General features: G+C 69.3%; 15 protein-coding genes. 11 read left to right on the top strand and 4 right to left on the bottom strand.

Features of this window, described 5'->3' with window-relative positions:
* Positions 1 to 10: 10 nt before the first annotated feature.
* Together ACFCVM_RS04860 and ACFCVM_RS04855 are read right to left on the bottom strand one after the other, a co-directional pair.
* Positions 11 to 985, bottom strand: coding sequence for a metallophosphoesterase (locus tag ACFCVM_RS04860; RefSeq protein ID WP_375834558.1), 975 nt, complete (start codon positions 983 to 985; stop codon positions 11 to 13).
* A gap of 9 nt (positions 986 to 994) precedes the next feature.
* Entirely contained in the window at positions 995 to 3,601 is a 2,607-nt protein-coding gene (locus tag ACFCVM_RS04855) for a transglycosylase domain-containing protein (protein ID WP_375834555.1), read from the bottom strand.
* Positions 3,602 to 3,784: 183 nt separating this feature from the next.
* Between ACFCVM_RS04855 and ACFCVM_RS04850 the strand changes: the two genes are divergently transcribed.
* Together ACFCVM_RS04850 and ACFCVM_RS04845 are read left to right on the top strand one after the other, a co-directional pair.
* A complete protein-coding gene (locus tag ACFCVM_RS04850; RefSeq protein WP_056010205.1) occupies positions 3,785 to 4,012 on the top strand; it encodes a hypothetical protein in 228 nt (75 codons plus the stop codon).
* A complete protein-coding gene (locus tag ACFCVM_RS04845) occupies positions 4,012 to 4,482 on the top strand; it encodes a RidA family protein (RefSeq protein ID WP_375834551.1) in 471 nt (156 codons plus the stop codon). The genes ACFCVM_RS04850 and ACFCVM_RS04845 overlap by 1 nt, the downstream gene beginning before the upstream one ends.
* 78 nt (positions 4,483 to 4,560) lie before the next feature.
* Here the strand turns inward: ACFCVM_RS04845 and acs are convergent, their stop codons facing one another.
* Positions 4,561 to 6,513 (bottom strand): acetate--CoA ligase, encoded by a 1,953-nt coding sequence (gene acs, locus ACFCVM_RS04840; protein WP_375834549.1) that lies wholly within the window; start codon positions 6,511 to 6,513, stop codon positions 4,561 to 4,563.
* A gap of 466 nt (positions 6,514 to 6,979) precedes the next feature.
* Here acs and ACFCVM_RS04835 point away from each other — a divergent pair, with 466 nt between their 5' ends.
* Genes ACFCVM_RS04835 through ACFCVM_RS04815 form a run of 5 tightly spaced genes read left to right on the top strand, consistent with a single transcriptional unit; the run spans position 6,980 to position 10,093 of the window.
* Positions 6,980 to 8,068 (top strand): TadA family conjugal transfer-associated ATPase, encoded by a 1,089-nt coding sequence (locus ACFCVM_RS04835; protein ID WP_375834546.1) that lies wholly within the window; start codon positions 6,980 to 6,982, stop codon positions 8,066 to 8,068.
* Positions 8,069 to 8,076: 8 nt separating this feature from the next.
* Entirely contained in the window at positions 8,077 to 9,051 is a 975-nt protein-coding gene (locus ACFCVM_RS04830; RefSeq protein WP_375834543.1) for a type II secretion system F family protein, read from the top strand.
* 58 nt (positions 9,052 to 9,109) lie between these two features.
* Entirely contained in the window at positions 9,110 to 9,349 is a 240-nt protein-coding gene (locus ACFCVM_RS04825; protein ID WP_375834541.1) for a DUF4244 domain-containing protein, read from the top strand.
* Between the two features lie 16 nt (positions 9,350 to 9,365).
* Positions 9,366 to 9,674, top strand: a complete 309-nt coding sequence (locus ACFCVM_RS04820; protein ID WP_375834538.1) for a TadE family type IV pilus minor pilin — start codon at positions 9,366 to 9,368, stop codon at positions 9,672 to 9,674.
* A 32-nt stretch (positions 9,675 to 9,706) separates the two neighbouring features.
* Positions 9,707 to 10,093, top strand: a complete 387-nt coding sequence (locus tag ACFCVM_RS04815) for an Rv3654c family TadE-like protein (protein ID WP_375834535.1) — start codon at positions 9,707 to 9,709, stop codon at positions 10,091 to 10,093.
* Between the two features lie 10 nt (positions 10,094 to 10,103).
* Here the strand turns inward: ACFCVM_RS04815 and ACFCVM_RS04810 are convergent, their stop codons facing one another.
* Positions 10,104 to 10,340, bottom strand: coding sequence for a hypothetical protein (locus ACFCVM_RS04810; RefSeq protein WP_375834533.1), 237 nt, complete (start codon positions 10,338 to 10,340; stop codon positions 10,104 to 10,106).
* Between the two features lie 212 nt (positions 10,341 to 10,552).
* On the opposite strand from ACFCVM_RS04810, the gene topA reads away from it, so the two are divergent.
* From topA to ACFCVM_RS04790, 4 genes are read left to right on the top strand one after another with little or no spacing between them, the layout of a single operon-like run.
* Positions 10,553 to 13,381 carry a type I DNA topoisomerase gene (gene topA / locus ACFCVM_RS04805; protein ID WP_375834530.1) on the top strand — a complete coding sequence of 943 codons (2,829 nt, stop codon included), beginning with the start codon at positions 10,553 to 10,555 and terminating at the stop codon, positions 13,379 to 13,381.
* On the top strand, positions 13,378 to 13,998 hold the full coding sequence (gene tmk, locus ACFCVM_RS04800) for a dTMP kinase (protein ID WP_375834528.1): 621 nt from the start codon (positions 13,378 to 13,380) through the stop codon (positions 13,996 to 13,998). The genes topA and tmk overlap by 4 nt, the downstream gene beginning before the upstream one ends.
* 43 nt (positions 13,999 to 14,041) lie before the next feature.
* The gene (locus tag ACFCVM_RS04795) at positions 14,042 to 15,223 is read left to right on the top strand and encodes a DNA polymerase III subunit delta' (RefSeq protein WP_375834526.1); all 1,182 of its coding nucleotides are present in this window, start codon (positions 14,042 to 14,044) and stop codon (positions 15,221 to 15,223) included.
* Complete coding sequence (locus ACFCVM_RS04790) at positions 15,220 to 16,776, top strand: alpha/beta hydrolase (RefSeq protein ID WP_375834523.1); 1,557 nt, start codon at positions 15,220 to 15,222, stop codon at positions 16,774 to 16,776. Before ACFCVM_RS04795 ends, ACFCVM_RS04790 begins: the two co-directional genes overlap by 4 nt.
* Positions 16,777 to 16,797 lie beyond the last annotated feature (21 nt).

Below are 16,797 nucleotides of genomic sequence, written 5' to 3'. Positions count from 1 at the left end.
GGGGGATCGGCTACGCGGTGGGGACGAGTGTCAGCAGCGTCGCCTCGGGCGGGCAGGCGAAGCGCACCGGGGCGTAGATCGAAGTGCCGAGACCCGCTGAGACGTTCAGGAACGCCGACCGCAATCCGTGGCGCCACACGCTGAGGCCCTTCACCTGATCGCGTGGGATGTCGCAGTTGGTGACGAGCGCACCGAACCCAGGGACGCACACCTGGCCGCCGTGAGTATGTCCGGCGAGCAGCAGTTGCGCGCCGTGGTTCACGAACGAGTTGAGCACCCGCTGGTACGGGGCGTGGGCGACCCCCACGGTCACGGTGGGGCGAACGGCGGCGGATGCCTCGTCGGGCCACGTCTCATCACCGAGCGGGTCTTCGGCACGCAGGTCGTCGATCGCCGCGGTGATGAGGTCGAGCCGGTCGTATCCCCGGTGCGGGTCGTCGACTCCGAAGAACTCGAAATGCGTGCCGCGCAGGTCGAGGGCCGTCGCGGTGTTGTCGAGGTCGCGCCATCCGAGCTCGGCGAAGTAGGCGTGCAACTCGCCGATGTCGAGGGACTTCGCACGAGGGCCGAAGCGGGACGGCCCGCTGAAATAGGCGAGCGGGTTCTTCAGGACCGGCCCGAAGTAGTCGTTCGAGCCGTTGACGAAGACTCCGGGGACGCCGCGGAAGGGCTCGAGCGCTCGGCGGATCCCCTCGATACCGCGTTCGTGTCCGAGATTGTCACCCGTGTCGACGACGAGGTCGGGTTGCAACGCCGCGAGGCTGCGCACCCACTCCTGCTTGTCGCGCTGCCACGGCGCCATGTGCAGGTCGGAGAGGTGCAGCACGCGGATCGGTTCGGCGCCCGGTGGAAGCACGGGCACATCCACTCGGCGAAGCGTCCACCGAGTGCGCTCGACCAGCGAACCGTATGCGAAGGCGGCAGCACCCGCCGCGGCGACCGCCAGAGCGATCGTCGCGACGGGTGGGATCCGAGTCGTCGCCATGTATCGCGACTAGTCGTCGCCGGGAGCGTTGCCGCCCCCGCCGAGCTTGCCGACGATGATGGTGATCTGGTCGCCGGGTTTGGCATTGCCGCCCCCGGCCGGGTTCTGCGAGAGCACGACCCCGACCTTCGTCGGATCGACGGTGTCCTCGTTCTGACGCTGGACACGGAACCCGGCCTGCTTGAGCGCCGCCTCCGCCTGGTCCTGCGTCATGCCCACGACGTTGGGCACGCCCGTCATCGAGCCGTTGCTCGTGAAGATGCGGATCGTCGACCCCTTGCCCGCCTGACCTGACGGGTCGGTGCCGGTGACGGTGCCCGCCGGAAGGTTGGAGTCCTGCTGACCGCCGTCTTCCGCGACGAAGCCGGCCGACTCGATCGCCTGCTTCGCAGCGTCGAACGAGAGACCTGCGACCTGTGGGACGTCGGAGAGCACCTGCTTGAACGCGGACTGGTCGGGTTCGGGGAAATCGGTGCCGCCGTACTTGTTGTCGGCGAGCGTCATGATCTGCTTCCACATGCGGTGACGGGCGGTTGCCGCCGCACCGCTGTCGAAGCTCAACTGCCGAAGGTTGGCGTGGCCCGTGACGTTGCCGACCCAGACGGCCGTCGCCACGCGGGTGGAGGCGCCGTTCATCCAGGTGCCCTCGTTGTTGTCGGTCGTGCCCGTCTTGCCGATGTGCGGCACGCCGGAGCCGGTGTTCGAGGCGCTCGCGGTACCGCTGAAGGTCTGCGCCATGGCGTAGCCCATCGCATGTGCGACTTCGGGAGTCACCGACTGCGGGCAGGTGGTCTGCGGTACGGGTTGTTCCTCGCCGTCGCTGTTGACGATCCGGGCGATGGCGATGGGAGTGCACGTCGCGCCGTTGTTGGCGACGCCCGCGAAGGCGCTCACCATGCTGAGCGGCGAGACCTCTTCGGTACCGAGGATCGCGCCCGGGCCGAAGATGGCGTCGGGATTGATCGAGCGCGTGCCGTCTTCGGCGTACTGGTACTGCTGACCGAGGTCGAGACCGTCGGCGCGACGGACACCGAACGCCTGCGCCGTGTCACGGATCTTGCAGAGGTCGAGCTGCTGCGCCATCGCGATGAACGCGGTGTTCACCGAGTACTTCGTGGCGTCGACGGCGTTGTTCGCCCCGGTGCCGTCGTCGTTCTTGGGGTCGTAGTTCCCCTTCCACCCGCCGTAGCAGGCGGCAGGGAATGAGGTGAAGTTCCGTCGGCTGCCGTTGAACGACTCTCGCAGCGAATGCCCCTCGTTCAGCCACTCCGCAAGGGTGAACACCTTGAACGTCGATCCCGGCTGGAAGCCGAGCGAACCGCCGTACGCGTAGTCGGTGCTGTAGTTGATCGAGCTGTAGTCACCGGCGCTGGCGGCGATGACGTCGGGGTCCTGCGTGTAGTTCTTGTTCTGGGTCATCGCGAGGATCTTGCCCGTGCCGACCTCCACGCTGACCGCCGCGGAGCCGACATCGAACCGCGGATCGGCGAACGGGACGTTCTCCTTCATGGCCGCTTCGGCTTCGAGCTGAAGGTCGAGGTCGAGCGTCGTGTAGATGTCGAGTCCGCCCTTCTGCAGCATCTGCGTGCCCTCGTTGACGTCTTCGGTCTCAGGCTTGTCGAACTCGTTCTTGATCACCCAGGTGACGTAGTCGCAGAAGAACGCCGAACCACCTGCCGACTGGCAGCCGGTGCTCGGCGGATTGATCACCGGTGCCACCGGAGTCGCGACTGCCGCGTCGTGCTCTTCGGGGGTGATCTTCTTGTACTCGAGCATCTTGTCGAGGATGTAGTCGCGACGATCCTTGTTCGCGGCGTACGGCGTCGGTTCGCCCTTGGCGTTGACCGACGCAGCGCCGTTCGTCTCGTCTTCGGGCTGGTCGAGACGCAGTGCCTCGGGGAAGTTCACGATGGCGATGAGGCTCGCCGCTTCGGGCAGCGACAGGGTCGCCGCCGTCTTCGAGTAGTAGTACTGGGCGGCGGACTCGATGCCGTACACCCGGCCGCCGAAGGCGGCGATGTTCAGATAGCCCTTGAGGATGTCATCTTTCGAGAACTCCTTCTCGAGCGCGATCGCGTAGCGGATCTCCTTGAGCTTGCGCGAGACGCTGACTTCGGTGGCCTCGTCGTACGCCTTCTCGAACTCCTCTTCCGTCGTCGCCTTCGCCGTGTTGTTGTTGATCAGCACGTTCTTGACGTACTGCTGCGTGATCGAGGAGCCACCCTGCGTGTCCTCGCCGCTGAACGTCTTCAGTGCGCCGCGCACGGTGCCCTGGATGTCGACGCCGCCGTGCTCGTAGAAGCGGGGGTCTTCACCTGCGATCGCTGCGTCTTTCGCGTACTGGCTGATCGCGTCCCACTCGACTTCTTCGCGATTGTCGTCGAAGAAGGAGGCGAGGACCTGCTGCGAGCCGTCGGCCCGCGTCACGTAGATGTTCGACCGCTGCGCGAGTTCGGCCGGCTCGAGGTAGCCGGGCAGGTTCTCGAAGAGCGAGATGCTGTTGTTCGCGGCCATGCCGGTGACGGCGAGGGCCGGAGTCACTGCGGCGGTGACGAGCACGCCGGCGAGAGCGCTCATGCCGACGAAACCGAGGATTCCGGCGCCGACGTCGCTCATCGTACGTTTTTGGGCAGACATATAGTGGAGCTTAACGGAGAAGGCTGACAAATCCCGCTATGCAGGCTGAAAGCCCGATCATTGCGGAGGCGCGCCGATTCGTGCGAATCCCGCGCTCCGTTCGACACCGCGGCATGAGACGGCCGCGACCGCCGAGCGCACGCGACACAGAGACGAGGAACAATGACGACCTGGGAGTACATCACCACTCCGCTGCTGATCCACAACACGGCGGCGATCCTGAACAACTGGGGATCGGAGGGATGGGAGCTCGTGCAGATCGTGCAGGGTCCCGAAGGCGGCCTCGTCGCCTACCTGAAGCGCCCCACCGGCGGTGAGTCGTCCGCCGCCGCATCCGCCGGCGCAGCTGCCGCAGCGCAGGCCGCCAAGCAGTTCGAGGGCGAAGCCTGATGGCCGCCGTCGAGGCGCGTCTCGCCGAGCTCGGCATCGAGCTGCCCGACGTCGCACCGCCGGTCGCGGCGTACGTGCCGGCCGTCGTCACCGGTTCCCACGTCTACACCTCGGGTCAGCTGCCCTTCACCGCCGGCGCGCTGCCCGCGACCGGCAAGGTCGGCGACGGCCACGGACTCGTGCCCGCCGACGACGCGAAGGCCTACGCCCGCACCGCGGTGCTCAACGCCCTCGCGGCCGTGCGCGCCGAGATCGGTTCCCTCGACCGGGTCACCCGCATCGTGAAGCTCGTGGGCTTCGTGGCATCCGACCCCGCGTTCTCCGGTCAGCCGGGCGTCATCAACGGGGCATCCGAGGTGCTCGGCGAGATCTTCGGCGACGCGGGGCGTCACGCCCGCTCGGCGGTCGGCGTCGCGGTGCTGCCGCTCGATTCGCCCGTCGAACTCGAACTGGTGGTCGAGTTCGCGTAGTCGAACCCACCACGAACTCGGATGCCGCGTCGGGAGCGATCCCGACGCGGCATCCGTCATTGCAGGGGCTGTGCAGCCCTACTTCACCTGTTCGCTGATGACCTGCATGATCGAGGTGTCGGCGAGCGTCGTCGTGTCGCCGATCTCGCGCCCCTCGGCGAGGTCGCGGAGCAGGCGCCGCATGATCTTGCCGGAGCGCGTCTTCGGCAGCTCGTTGACGATGAACACCTGACGAGGCCGGGCGATCGCACCGATCTGCTGGGCGACGTGCTTGCGGAGCTCGTCGCTCGCTGCCGCGATGTCGGTCACCTGGTCGGCCTGGCTCGACTTCAGGATCACGAACGCGACGACGGCCTGGCCGGTCGCCTCGTCGGACGCGCCGACGACCGCGGCCTCCGCGGTCCACGGGTGCGCGACGAGCGAGGACTCGATCTCGGCCGTCGAGAGGCGGTGGCCCGAGACGTTCATGACGTCGTCGACCCGGCCGAGCAGCCAGATGTCGCCGTCTTCGTCGCGGCGGGCACCGTCGCCGGCGAAGTACTTGTCGCCGAACTTCTCCCAGTACGTCTCCTTGAAGCGCTCGGGGTCGCCCCAGATGCCGCGGAGCATCGACGGCCACGGCTCGGTGATCGTGAGGAGGCCGCCGCCCTCGCCCTCGATCGGAACTCCCTCGTCGTCGACGATGTCGATCGAGACGCCGGGCACCGGAACCTGGGCCGAACCGGGCTTCAGGTCGGTGATGCCGGGCAGGGCGGAGATCATGATCGCGCCCGTCTCGGTCTGCCACCAGGTGTCGACCACCGGGATGGAGCCGCCGCCGATGACGTGGCGGTACCAGATCCAGGCCTCGGGGTTGATCGGCTCGCCGACCGAGCCGAGGAGGCGCAGCGAGCGGACGTTGTAGTCGCGCACGACGTCGCGGCCCTGCTTCATGAACGAGCGGATGGCGGTGGGCGCCGTGTAGAGGATCGAGACCCGGTACTTCTCGATGATCTCCCACCACCGGCCGGGGTGCGGGGTGTCGGGCGTGCCCTCGTAGAGCACCTGCGTGGCGCCGTTGGCGAGCGGCCCGTAGACGACGTAGGAATGGCCGGTGATCCAGCCGACGTCGGCGGTGCACCAGTACACGTCGCGCTCGGGATGCAGGTCGAAGACGTTCTTGTGGGTGAAGGCCGTCTGGGTGAGGTAGCCGCCCGAGGTGTGCAGGATCCCCTTGGGGTTGCCGGTCGTTCCCGAGGTGTAGAGGATGAACAGCGGGTGCTCGGCGTTGAAGCCCTGCGCCTCGTGCTCGGCGTCGGCCGCGGCGAGCTGCTCGCTCCACGACACGTCGCGCCCCTCGACCCAGGCGACGTCGTCGCCCGTGCGGTTCACGACGAGCACCGATCGGACGGTGGTCTCCGCGGCCTCGATGGCCTCGTCGACCGTGGGCTTCAGCGGGAAGGCCTTGCCCTTGCGGTAGCCGCCGTCGGCGGTGATGACGACCTCGGCCTGGGCGTCGTCGATGCGCGACTGCAGGCTCTTGGAGGAGAATCCGCCGAAGACCACGGAGTGCACGGCGCCGATGCGCGCGCACGCGAGCATCGCGATGACGGCCTCGGGGATCATCGGCAGGTAGATGGCGACGCGGTCGCCCGCCTGCACGCCGAGCGCGAGGAGCGCGTTCGCTGCACGCTTGACCTCGGCCGTAAGTTCGGCGTAGGTAACGGAGCGGGTGTCGCCGGGCTCGCCCTCGAAGTGGAGCGCGACGCGGTCGCCGAGGCCGGCCTCGACGTGACGGTCGAGGCAGTTGTACGCGACGTTGAGCTCGCCGTCGTGGAACCACTTGGCGAAGGGCGGGTTCGACCAGTCGAGGGTCTTCGTGAACGGGGTGCTCCAGGTGAGCAGGTCGCGGGCCTGGTCGGCCCAGAATCCGAGCCGGTCGTTCGCGGCGTCTTCGTAGAGGCGCTCGTCGGCGACGGCTTGGGCGGCGAACTCGGGGCTCGGGCGGAATCGCCGGATCTCCTCGAGCGCGTGATCGATCTGAACGGTCATGGTTCTTCAGTCGCTCCTTCGCGAGTGTTCTTCGGATGGGTCGCCTGCCCCACGCAGCACACTACCCGCCGCTCCGATCAGGCGCGGAATCGTGTCGACGTGTAGCGTCGCAGAGGGGAATTCCGGCCGAACGGCGCGCGTTCCTGTGTCTAAGCGCAGAGAATTCTGTATGTCGGCACAAATGAGGACAAAAAATGCTTGCGCATCCTTCCGCAGGCCGTATGCTGAGTACCGCCCGAACACTCGTTTCGTGGCCTGCAGCGCTCGCGATTCCCCCCAATCCTTGCGCTGCCGAGGCGGCACCTGTTCCCCCCAATGGGTGCCGCCCCCTTTCGTTAAACAGGCATCGCACGTTGTGCGCTGCAGCACGATCGAGTCCTCCTCCACAACGATGTGGGGGAGGCTCTTTCCGTCTCAGGGGTCGATCGGATGCCGCGGGACCGGCGTCGCTTCCTACGCTCGCGACATGACCCATCCCTTCGTCGCGTCGCCGTCCTGGCAGCGTGAACCGTCGGTGTCGCCCGCCACCGAGCGCACCTTCGGGCCGAGCGTCCCGTCGTCGCCGCGCGACCCGGCATCGCCCGACCCGGCATCACCGCGCGCATCGCGCCCGGGGCCCGTGCTTCGGAGCGGCCTCGATCTCTCGTTGCTCGGTCCGCTCGAGGCCTTCGCCGTCGACGGACCGGTCACCGATCTCTTCGTGAACGGCGAGCGGGGGCTCTGGATCGATCGCGGTGGCGGTGCCGAGAGGGAGCCGGCATGGGCGGCCGACGAGGCAGAGGTGCGCGCGCTCGCCGTGCAGCTCATCGCCCGCGGCGGGCGTCACATCGACGAGGCGACGCCCGCGGTCGATGTGCGATTGGGCGCCGGCATCCGGGTGCACGCGGTGCTGCCGCCCGTCTCGGTGAGCGGGACGACGATCTCGGTACGTGTGCCGCGGGCCGGCGGGTTCTCGCTCGCGGCGCTCGCGCGAGCCGGCATGGTCGGTGCCGCACAGGAGGCGATGCTGCGAGAAGCAGTCCGTGCACGCCAGAACCTCCTCGTGACGGGCGCGGGCGGTACCGGCAAGACGACGCTGCTCGCCGCGCTGCTCGCCGAGGCGCCCGATGGCGAGCGGCTCGTCGTGATCGAAGACGTCGCAGAGCTCCAGGTCGATCACCCGCACGTGATCTCGCTCGAAGCGCGGCAGGCGAACCTCGAGGGCACGGGCAGGGTCGGGCTCGACGCCCTGCTCCGGGAGGCGCTGCGCATGCGCCCCGACCGCCTGGTCGTCGGCGAATGCCGAGGGGCCGAGCTCCGCGAGCTCCTCGCCGCGCTCAACACCGGGCACGACGGAGGTGCGGGCACGCTGCACGCGAACTCCCTCGCCGACGTCCCGGCGAGGCTCGAGGCGCTCGGCTCGATCGCCGGTCTCTCCCCGGATGCGCTCGCCCGGCAGACCGTGAGCGCCTTCGATCTCGTGCTCCACCTCGATCGCGTCGGCGGCCGCCGCCGGCTCGCCCAGATGGGGCGATTCGAACAGCAGGGCGACCGGCTCGTCGTCGAGGCGATGTGAGCGAGCGGATGCCTCGGCCGCCGCGGTTCCTCGAACGCCTCACCGGTCGCCGGCACGTTGACCCAGCGGCCGAGGTCGACGCGATCGCCGCCGTCACCGAGCGGCTCGCGGTGCTGCTCGCTGCCGGTGTGCCGGCGGTGAGCACGTGGAGCAACGTGGGCGACGACTCGGTCCCGCCTGACGATGCCGCGGTGCTCGCGATCGCCGCATCGGCCGCGCGGGGCGGAGCCCCCGTCGCACCGGCCATCGCCGGGTCCCTCTCCGCCCACCCGACTGCGTCGACGGCATGGCCGGTGCTCGCAGCGGCATGGGCGGTCGCGTCGGAGTCGGGCGCACCGCTCGCCGGGAGCCTCCGCGAACTCGCGGCGGTGCTGCGCGACGAGGCGCAGCTGCGCCGGGAGGTGCGGGCGGCGCTCGCCGGTCCCGCCGCGAGTGCTCGCCTCGTCATGGCGCTGCCCGCCGTCGCTCTGCTGTTCGGTGCGACGCTCGGCTTCGACACGCTCGGCGTGCTGTTCGGCAATCCGGTCGGACTCGCCTGCCTCGCGCTCGGGGTCGCGTTCCTCTGGGGCGGCCACCGATGGAACCGGACGCTCGCCGCACGAGCACGGCGTTCTCGTGTCGATGCCGGCCTCGAACTCGAGCTGCTGGCGATCGCGATGTCGAGCGGAGTGTCGATCGATCGGGCGCGAGCGCTGACCCGCGACACGATCGTGCAGTTCGTTCCACATGCCGGCGATGGCGCCGAGGTCGATGCGGTGCTCGGGCTCGCGGCGCGAGCGGGCGCTCCGGTCGCCGAGCTGCTGCACGCCGAGGCGTTCCGGTTGCGCAGGGCCGCGAGATCGGCCGGTGTCGAGCGGGCGGCCGCGCTCGGCGTGCGCCTCATGCTGCCCCTCGGCCTCTGCGTGCTCCCGGCCTTCGTGCTGCTCGGCGTCGCACCGCTCATGATCTCGGTCGTCACCGGCACCCTCGGCGGTACCCGGTGACCCGACTCGACTCGTGCCACTCGAGAGCCGGTCAACCGGCACAACAGAAGGGAACACCATGCACGAAGACGTCAGCATCGAACACCGCGACGGGCGTATCCGACGAAGTCGGGCTCTCCTCCTCGCCAGGCGGGTCGGCCGCCGTGTCGCGGGCGAGCGCGGAGCCGCGACCGCCGAGTACGCCGTGGCGACGATGGCGGCGGTCGGGTTCGCCGGGCTCCTCGTCCTCATCCTCCGCGGAGACGAGGTGCGCGGCATCCTCACCGACCTCGTACGGAATGCGCTCACGGTCGGCTGAGCGCGAACGCGGCAGCGTGACCGCGGAGTTCGCGGTCGCGCTGCCTGCCATCGTGCTCGTGCTCGCCGCGTGCCTCGCCTCGGTGCAGTTGGCGGCGCAGCAGGTGCGACTGACGGATGCCGCAGCAGACGCAGCCCGAGCGCTCGGGCGCGGCGAGTCCGACACCGTGGCGGCGGCCATCGCCGATCGCGTCTCGGGCGGGGCGGCGCTCTCGGCGGCGACCGACGGGCAGTTCGTCTGCGCCACGCTCAGCAGTTCCGGCGGCGGGCTGCTCGCCGCGATCGAGCTGCGCGCCGAGTCGTGCGCCGTGACGGGAGGCCGGTGATGGTTCGGTGCGCCAGGGGAGCTCGGGGCCGCATGGCCGCTCGTGATCGCTCGACGAGATGGGAGGGAAGGGAGAGGGGAGCGGCTTCCGTGCTCGCCGTCGGCATCATCGGAGCGATGACGGCGCTCGCCGTGGCGCTGCTCGTGCTCATGGGCGTCTTCGTGGTGTCACAGCGCGCGGCCAACGCCGCCGATGCCGCCGCGCTCGCCGCGGCGGATGCGATGTCGGGTGCCGTCGCGGGCGTGCCGTGTCGGCTCGCTGGCGAGGTCGCCGCCCGCAACGGAGCACGGCTCGGCGCCTGCGAGGGCGATGGCGCCGTGGCATCCGTCACGGTCGTCATCGACGCGGCGCCGGGGTTCGCGCTCACCGCATCCGCGCGAGCCGGACCGCCCGGCCGGCCGGGCGCCGTGCCGCCGTGATCGTGATCGATCAGTCGAACACGGTCTCCACGAAGCGGTACTCGACGGCCGAGGGGCGGTCGTCTCCGGGCGCCGCGAACTCCATGCCCGCTGCACGCGAGTACACGTAGTGCTTGCCCTGGTCGGTGTTCAGCTCGATTCGCGGTCGAGGGTCGCCCGACTCGAGGAAGGCGGTGGCCACCGTCTTTCCCTCGAGCGGCCCGTCGATCAGCATCGCCGTGTACGAACTCGTCGTTGAGGTGTCCATGATGGCCATTCTCCTCAGCGCTCCGGGAACCGCAAGGGGGTGCGGGGAGGGTCGCCGAACCGGTTCGGCCCTGCCGTCCGTGCGCCTCCTCTCGGCCAGTGTGTGTATGGTGTGGCTGTCGGCGCAGCAATTTCGCCGGCTGATGGCACACCGCTCGGGGGCGCGGCTTCGAATGTGCGTTCTCGTCCCAATTGTCAACAAAGAGGAGTCTGGTGTCAGGCGCGAAAAAACTGGTCATCGTCGAGTCGCCCACCAAGATGAAGTCGATCGCCCAATACCTGGGCGACGGCTACGAAGTGCTGTCCTCCGTCGGGCACATCCGCGATCTCATCGAGCCGAAGAACCTGCCCGCCGAGCTCAAGAAGGGCCCGCTCGGCAAGTTCTCCGTCGACGTCGACAACGGCTTCGAGCCGTACTACGTGGTCTCCGACTCCAAGAAGAAGACCGTCGCCGAACTCAAGCGCGCGCTGAAGGGTGCCGACGAGCTCCTGCTCGCAACTGATGAGGACCGCGAGGGCGAGGCCATCGCGTGGCACCTCCTGCAGGAACTGAAGCCGAAGGTGCCCGTGCGCCGAATGGTCTTCCACGAGATCACGAAAGACGCCATCCAGAAGGCGAAGGACAACACTCGCGAGCTCGACACCGCGCTCGTCGACGCGCAGGAGACCCGACGCATCCTCGACCGTCTCTACGGATACGAGATCTCGCCGGTGCTCTGGCGCAAGGTCGGTCCAGGCCTGTCCGCGGGTCGCGTGCAATCGGCGGCGACCCGGCTCGTGGTCGACCGCGAGCGCGAGCGCCTCGCCTTCGTCGCTGCCGGATACTGGGACCTCGCAGCGCGGTTCTCGGCCGAGGCCTCCGACAACGCGACCTCGTTCGAGGCCAAGCTCGTGCGCCTCGGCGGCGAGCGGGTCGCGACCGGCCGTGACTTCGACGACGCCGGCACGCTGAAGAGCAAGGCCGTCGTGCTCGACGAGGCGACGGCCGCTGCGCTCGTGACGGCGCTCGCCGACGACGCCGTCTCGCGCACCGTCTCCAAGGTCGAGTCGAAGCCCTACTCGCGCCGCCCGGCGGCGCCCTTCACGACGTCGACGCTGCAGCAGGAATCCGCTCGCAAGCTCCGGCTCTCGGCGAAGGACACGATGCGCGTGGCGCAGTCGCTCTACGAGAACGGCTACATCACCTATATGCGCACCGACTCGAATTCGTTGTCGCAGCAGGCGATCACCGCCGCCCGCGCGCAGGCGACCGCGCTCTACGGAGCCGATTCGATTCCCGACAAGCCCCGCGTGTACGCCGGCAAGTCGAAGAATGCGCAGGAGGCGCACGAGGCCATCCGCCCGTCGGGCGAGGTGTTCCGCACGCCGGCCGAACTGCAGAGCGTGCTGCGCGGCAGCGAGTTCAAGCTCTACGACCTCATCTGGAAGCGCACGGTCGCCTCGCAGATGGCCGATGCCAAGGGTCAGACGGCCACCGTCACGATCGAGGTCGGGCCGACGGCAGCTGATGCTCCGGCTCCCGCCGAGGCGTCGGTTCCCGTGGGCGGCACGATCGCCGAGTTCACCGCGAGCGGTACCGTCATCACCTTCCGCGGCTTCCTCGCCGCGTACGAAGAGAGCCGTGACGAGGAGCGCAACGCCGACGAGACGCCCGGTGAGGCGAAGCTGCCGCCGTTGAAGGAGGGCCAGTCCCTCGCCATGGCCGACCTCGAGGCCAAGGGTCACGAGACGTCGCCGCCGCCGCGCTACACGGAGGCGAGCCTCGTGAAGCGGCTCGAGGAGCTCGGCATCGGCCGACCCTCGACGTTCGCCTCGATCATCTCGACGATCATCGACCGCGGATACGTCACCCTGCGCGGTCAGGCGCTCGTGCCGAGCTGGATCGCGTTCTCGGTCGTGCGCCTGCTCGAAGAGCACTTCGGCGACCTCGTGGAGTACGACTTCACCGCCGAGATGGAGGACGACCTCGACCACATCGCCGCGGGCGACGCCGATCGGGTCGACTGGCTCTCGAGCTTCTACTTCGGCTCCGACAAGCATCGGGGCCTCCGCCAGGTCGTCGACAACCTCGGTGAGATCGACGCCCGTGAGATCAACTCTGTGCAGATCGCGCCCGACATCACGCTGCGCATCGGCAAGTACGGTCCGTACCTCGAGATCGTCGAAGAGGGCGCCGCGCCCGACGCGACGCCCCGCCGGGTGAACCTGCCCGAGGGCCTCGCCCCTGACGAGCTCACCGAGGCGAAGGCCCGCGAGCTCATCGACGCGCCCGTGCAGGAGGCTCGCGTGCTCGGCGTGAACCCCGAGAACGGCAAGGAGGTCGTCGTGAAGGACGGCCGCTTCGGGCCGTACGTCACCGAGCTCGATCCCGAACCCGCCGCAGCGCCCGAGACCGTGGCCGAGGCTTCCGTCGATCCGGCCACCGGTGAAGTGGTCGACGCACCGAAGCCGAAGGCCAAGCGCGCCGCGAAGAAGCCCGCGGCCGAGAAGCCACGCACTGCATCGCTCTTCAAGAGCATGCAGGTGGCCGAGATCGACTTCGAGACGGCCTTGAAGCTCCTGAACCTGCCGCGCGTCGTCGGTGTCGACCCCGAGACCGAGACCGAGATCACGGCGCAGAACGGTCGCTACGGGCCCTACTTGAAGAAGGGCACCGACACGCGAACCCTGCCGAGCGAAGACGCGATCTTCGAGATCGGCCTCGACGGTGCACTCGAGCTCTTCGCGCAGCCGAAGTACGGCGGCCGCGCCGCATCGAGCGCGCTGAAGGAGTTCGAAGCCGACCCCGTGAGCGGCAAGCCCATCAAGGTGAAGGACGGCCGTTTCGGGCCGTACGTCACCGACGGCACCACGAACGCGACCATCCCGCGCGCCGAATCGGTCGAGGAGATCACGTTCGAGCGCGCCGTCGAGTTGCTCCAGATCAAGCGCGACAAGGGCCCGGCGGCGCCGCGCGCCAAGAAGGCTCCCGCCAAGAAGGCTCCGGCGAAGAAGGCTCCGGCGAAGAAGGCCCCCGCGAAGAAGGCGGCGACCGAGAAGTGAGCGACGGGCTCTTCATCACCCTCGAGGGCGGCGACGGGTCCGGCAAGACGACCCAGGCCGAGCTGCTCGGCACCTGGCTCGTCGAGTCCGGACGCACGGTCGTGCGGACTCGCGAGCCCGGCGGCACCGAGGTGGGCGTCGAGGTGCGCGAGATCGTGCTGCACCACCGCGGTGACATCGCGCCCCGCGCCGAGGCGCTGCTCTACGCGGCCGATCGGGCGCATCACGTCGCGACGGTGGTGCGGCCGGCGCTCGCCCGCGGCGACGTCGTCCTCCAGGACCGGTACATCGACTCGTCGGTCGCCTACCAGGGCGCAGGACGGGTGCTCGATGCAGCGGCCGTCCGCGGGCTCTCCGAGTGGGCGACCGAAGGGCTCGTTCCCGATCTGACGATCCTGCTCGATCTCGACGCGGCGTCGGCGCGCACACGTCTCGACGACGCACGCACGCGCTACGACCGGCTCGAGGCCGAGGCGTCCGAGTTCCACGACCGGGTGCGCGGGGCCTACCTCGAGATCGCAGCCGCAGAGCCCGAGCGCTTCCTCATCGTCGACGCGGCGCGGCCGGTCGAGGAGATCGCCGCGGCGATCCGCGACCGAGTGGCCGGTCTGCTCTGAGCACGCCGAGTACATCGTCAGCCGCTGACGGTAGCGTTGAACCGTGAGCGTGTGGACTGAGTTGACCGGGCAGGATGCCGCGATCGCACTCTTCCGGGCCGCAGCGGAGTCGGCCGGCGCAGCCGAGGCATCCGGGCCGGGCGCCCAGCAGATGACGCACTCGTGGCTCGTGACGGGCCCCCCGGGGTCGGGGCGCTCGAACCTCGCATACGCCTTCGCGACGGCGCTCATCTCGGGGGTGCCCGACGGCGACGAGCGAACGCAGTCGCAGGTCGAGGCGCGCAGCCACCCCGACCTGCACGTGCTCGCGACCGAGGGTGTCATCATCAAGCGCGACGACGTGCGCGACATCGTGCGCCGCTCGCACTACGCGCCGTCGATCGGCAGGCACCGGGTCATCATCGTCGAAGACGCCGATCGCATGACCGAGCAGACCTCCAACTTCCTCCTGAAAGAGCTCGAGGAACCGCCCGAGCGCACGGTGTGGATCCTCTGCGCGCCGAGCGAGGCCGACCTCATCCCGACGATCCGTTCACGCGTGCGTTCGGTGCGACTCCAGGTGCCGAGCATCGCGGACGTCGCGGCGCTCCTCGAACGCCGCGACGGCGTCGACCCGGTGCTCGCCGAGCGTGCCGCCAGGGAGGCGCAGAGCCACATCGGCATGGCGCACCGGCTCGCCACGAACGAAGAGGCGCGTCGACGCCGCTCCGAGACGCTCGAGCTCGCGCTCGCCGTGCGATCGGCTTCGGGCGCGGTCGCCACCGCCGCGCGGTTCATCGAGATCGCCGGTGAAGACGCCAAGGCCATCGGCGAACTGCGCGATGCCGAAGAGCGCGCGCACGCGCTGCACTCGCTCGGCGTCGCTCCCGGGCAGGCCGTGCCGAACGCCCTGCGCCCGCAGTTGAAGGCGCTCGAAGACGACCAGAAGCGCCGCGCCACGCGCAGCCTCCGCGACGGCATCGACCGCATCCTCGTCGACCTCGCCTCGCTCTACCGCGACATCCTGCTCATCCAGCTCGACGCCGACGTGCCGCTCGTGAATCGCGAGCTCGAGGCGGGCATGCAGCGGGCCGCGACATCCGCAACGCCTGCTCGCACACTCGCGACGCTCGACGCGATCCAACAGGCGCGCACGCGCATCGACGGCAACGTCTCGCCGGCGCTCGCGCTCGAGGCGATGCTCGTCTCCGCCATCCGACGAACGACCGAACGAGGGGCCGCATGACCGAAACGACCAGCGCACGACGACGGATGCCGCGCGGCACGCGCGCGATCGCGATCGTCGGCGCCCTCGCGGCCATGCTCGCGCTGAGCGGCTGCGTGCCCGAGTTCCTGAGCCCGAAGCAACCGGTCTCGACCCCGACGGGCGAAGAGGTCTCGGCCGATCTCGAGCCCTTCTACACGCAGGTGCTGGAGTGGGAGCGCTGCGGAGACGGCATGGGCTGCGCCACGGCGAAGGCCCCCCTCGATTGGAACGACCCCTCGGCCGGCGAGACCGAGCTCGCCCTCGTTCGTCATGTGGCCACGGGCGAGAAGCTCGGCTCATTGCTCGTGAACCCGGGCGGCCCGGGCGGATCGGGCTACGACTTCGTGATGGACTCGCTCGACTACGCGGTGGGCCAGCCCCTGCAGGAGCGGTTCGACGTCGTCGGCTTCGACCCCCGTGGCGTCGGCCGCTCGTCGGGAGTGGCCTGCTACGACGCCCCTGAGATGGACGAGTACCTCTACGGCATCACGCCGGGCGTTCGAGGCAGCGACGAGTGGATCGCCGAGGTCGAGGCGACCGAGCGGGCCTTCGGCGAGGCGTGCGCCGAGAACACCGGCGAACTGCTCGGCAACGTCGACACCGAGAGCGCGGCGCGCGACATGGATCTGCTTCGCGCGATCCTCGGCGACGAGCAGCTCAACTACCTCGGCTTCTCGTACGGCACGTTCCTCGGCGCGACCTACGCCGAGCTGTATCCCGACAAGGTCGGCAAGCTCGTGCTCGACGGTGCGCTCGACCCCTCCGCCAGCGAGACCGAGGTGGGGCAGGCGCAGGCCGTGGGCTTCGAGAACGCGCTGAAGGCCTACCTCGAGTACTGCCTCTCGGACAGCGAGTGCCCGTTCGACGGCACCGTCGATGACGCGCTCGACGAGATCAGCCGGCTCCTCGCCTCGGTCGATGCGAGCCCGCTGCGCGGCAGCGACGGTCGCCTCGTCGGCGCAGACACCCTCGTCACGGCGATCATCTACCCGCTCTACAGTGCGGATTCCTGGCCGTACCTGGGCGACATGTTCGAGTCGGTCATGTTCGGCGACGCCGATATGGCGCTCGCCTTCGCCGACGGGTACAACGGCCGCAGCGAAGACGGCACCTACCTCGACAACTCGGCCGAGGCGTTCACCGCGGTCAACTGCCTCGACTACACATACCAGTCCGACGTCGCGGTGATGCGCGAGAACGCGGCGGCGACCGCCGAGGTCGCACCGATCATCGGGCCCTACTTCGGGTTCGGAGACCTCGGCTGCATCAACTGGCCGTACCAGAGCGACGTCGAACGCTCCGAGATCCATGCCGCGGGCGCTGCGCCGATCCTCGTGATCGGCACGACGGGTGATCCTGCGACGCCGTACGAGTGGGCGCTCGCCCTCGCCGAGCAGCTCGACAGCGGCGTGCTCATCTCGTACGAGGGCGAAGGTCACACGGCCTACAACAAGTCGAATGCGTGCGTGAACGACGCCGTCGAGGCGTACTTCATCGACGGCATCGTGCCCGCAGGCGACCCGAAGTGCTGAAGGTGGTCATCGAGGCTCCCG

Origin of the sequence: Agromyces sp. NPDC056389, assembly GCF_042262385.1 — a bacterium.
Taxonomy (GTDB): Bacteria; Actinomycetota; Actinomycetes; order Actinomycetales; family Microbacteriaceae; genus Agromyces.
This window is presented reverse-complemented; position numbering and strand designations above follow the sequence as displayed.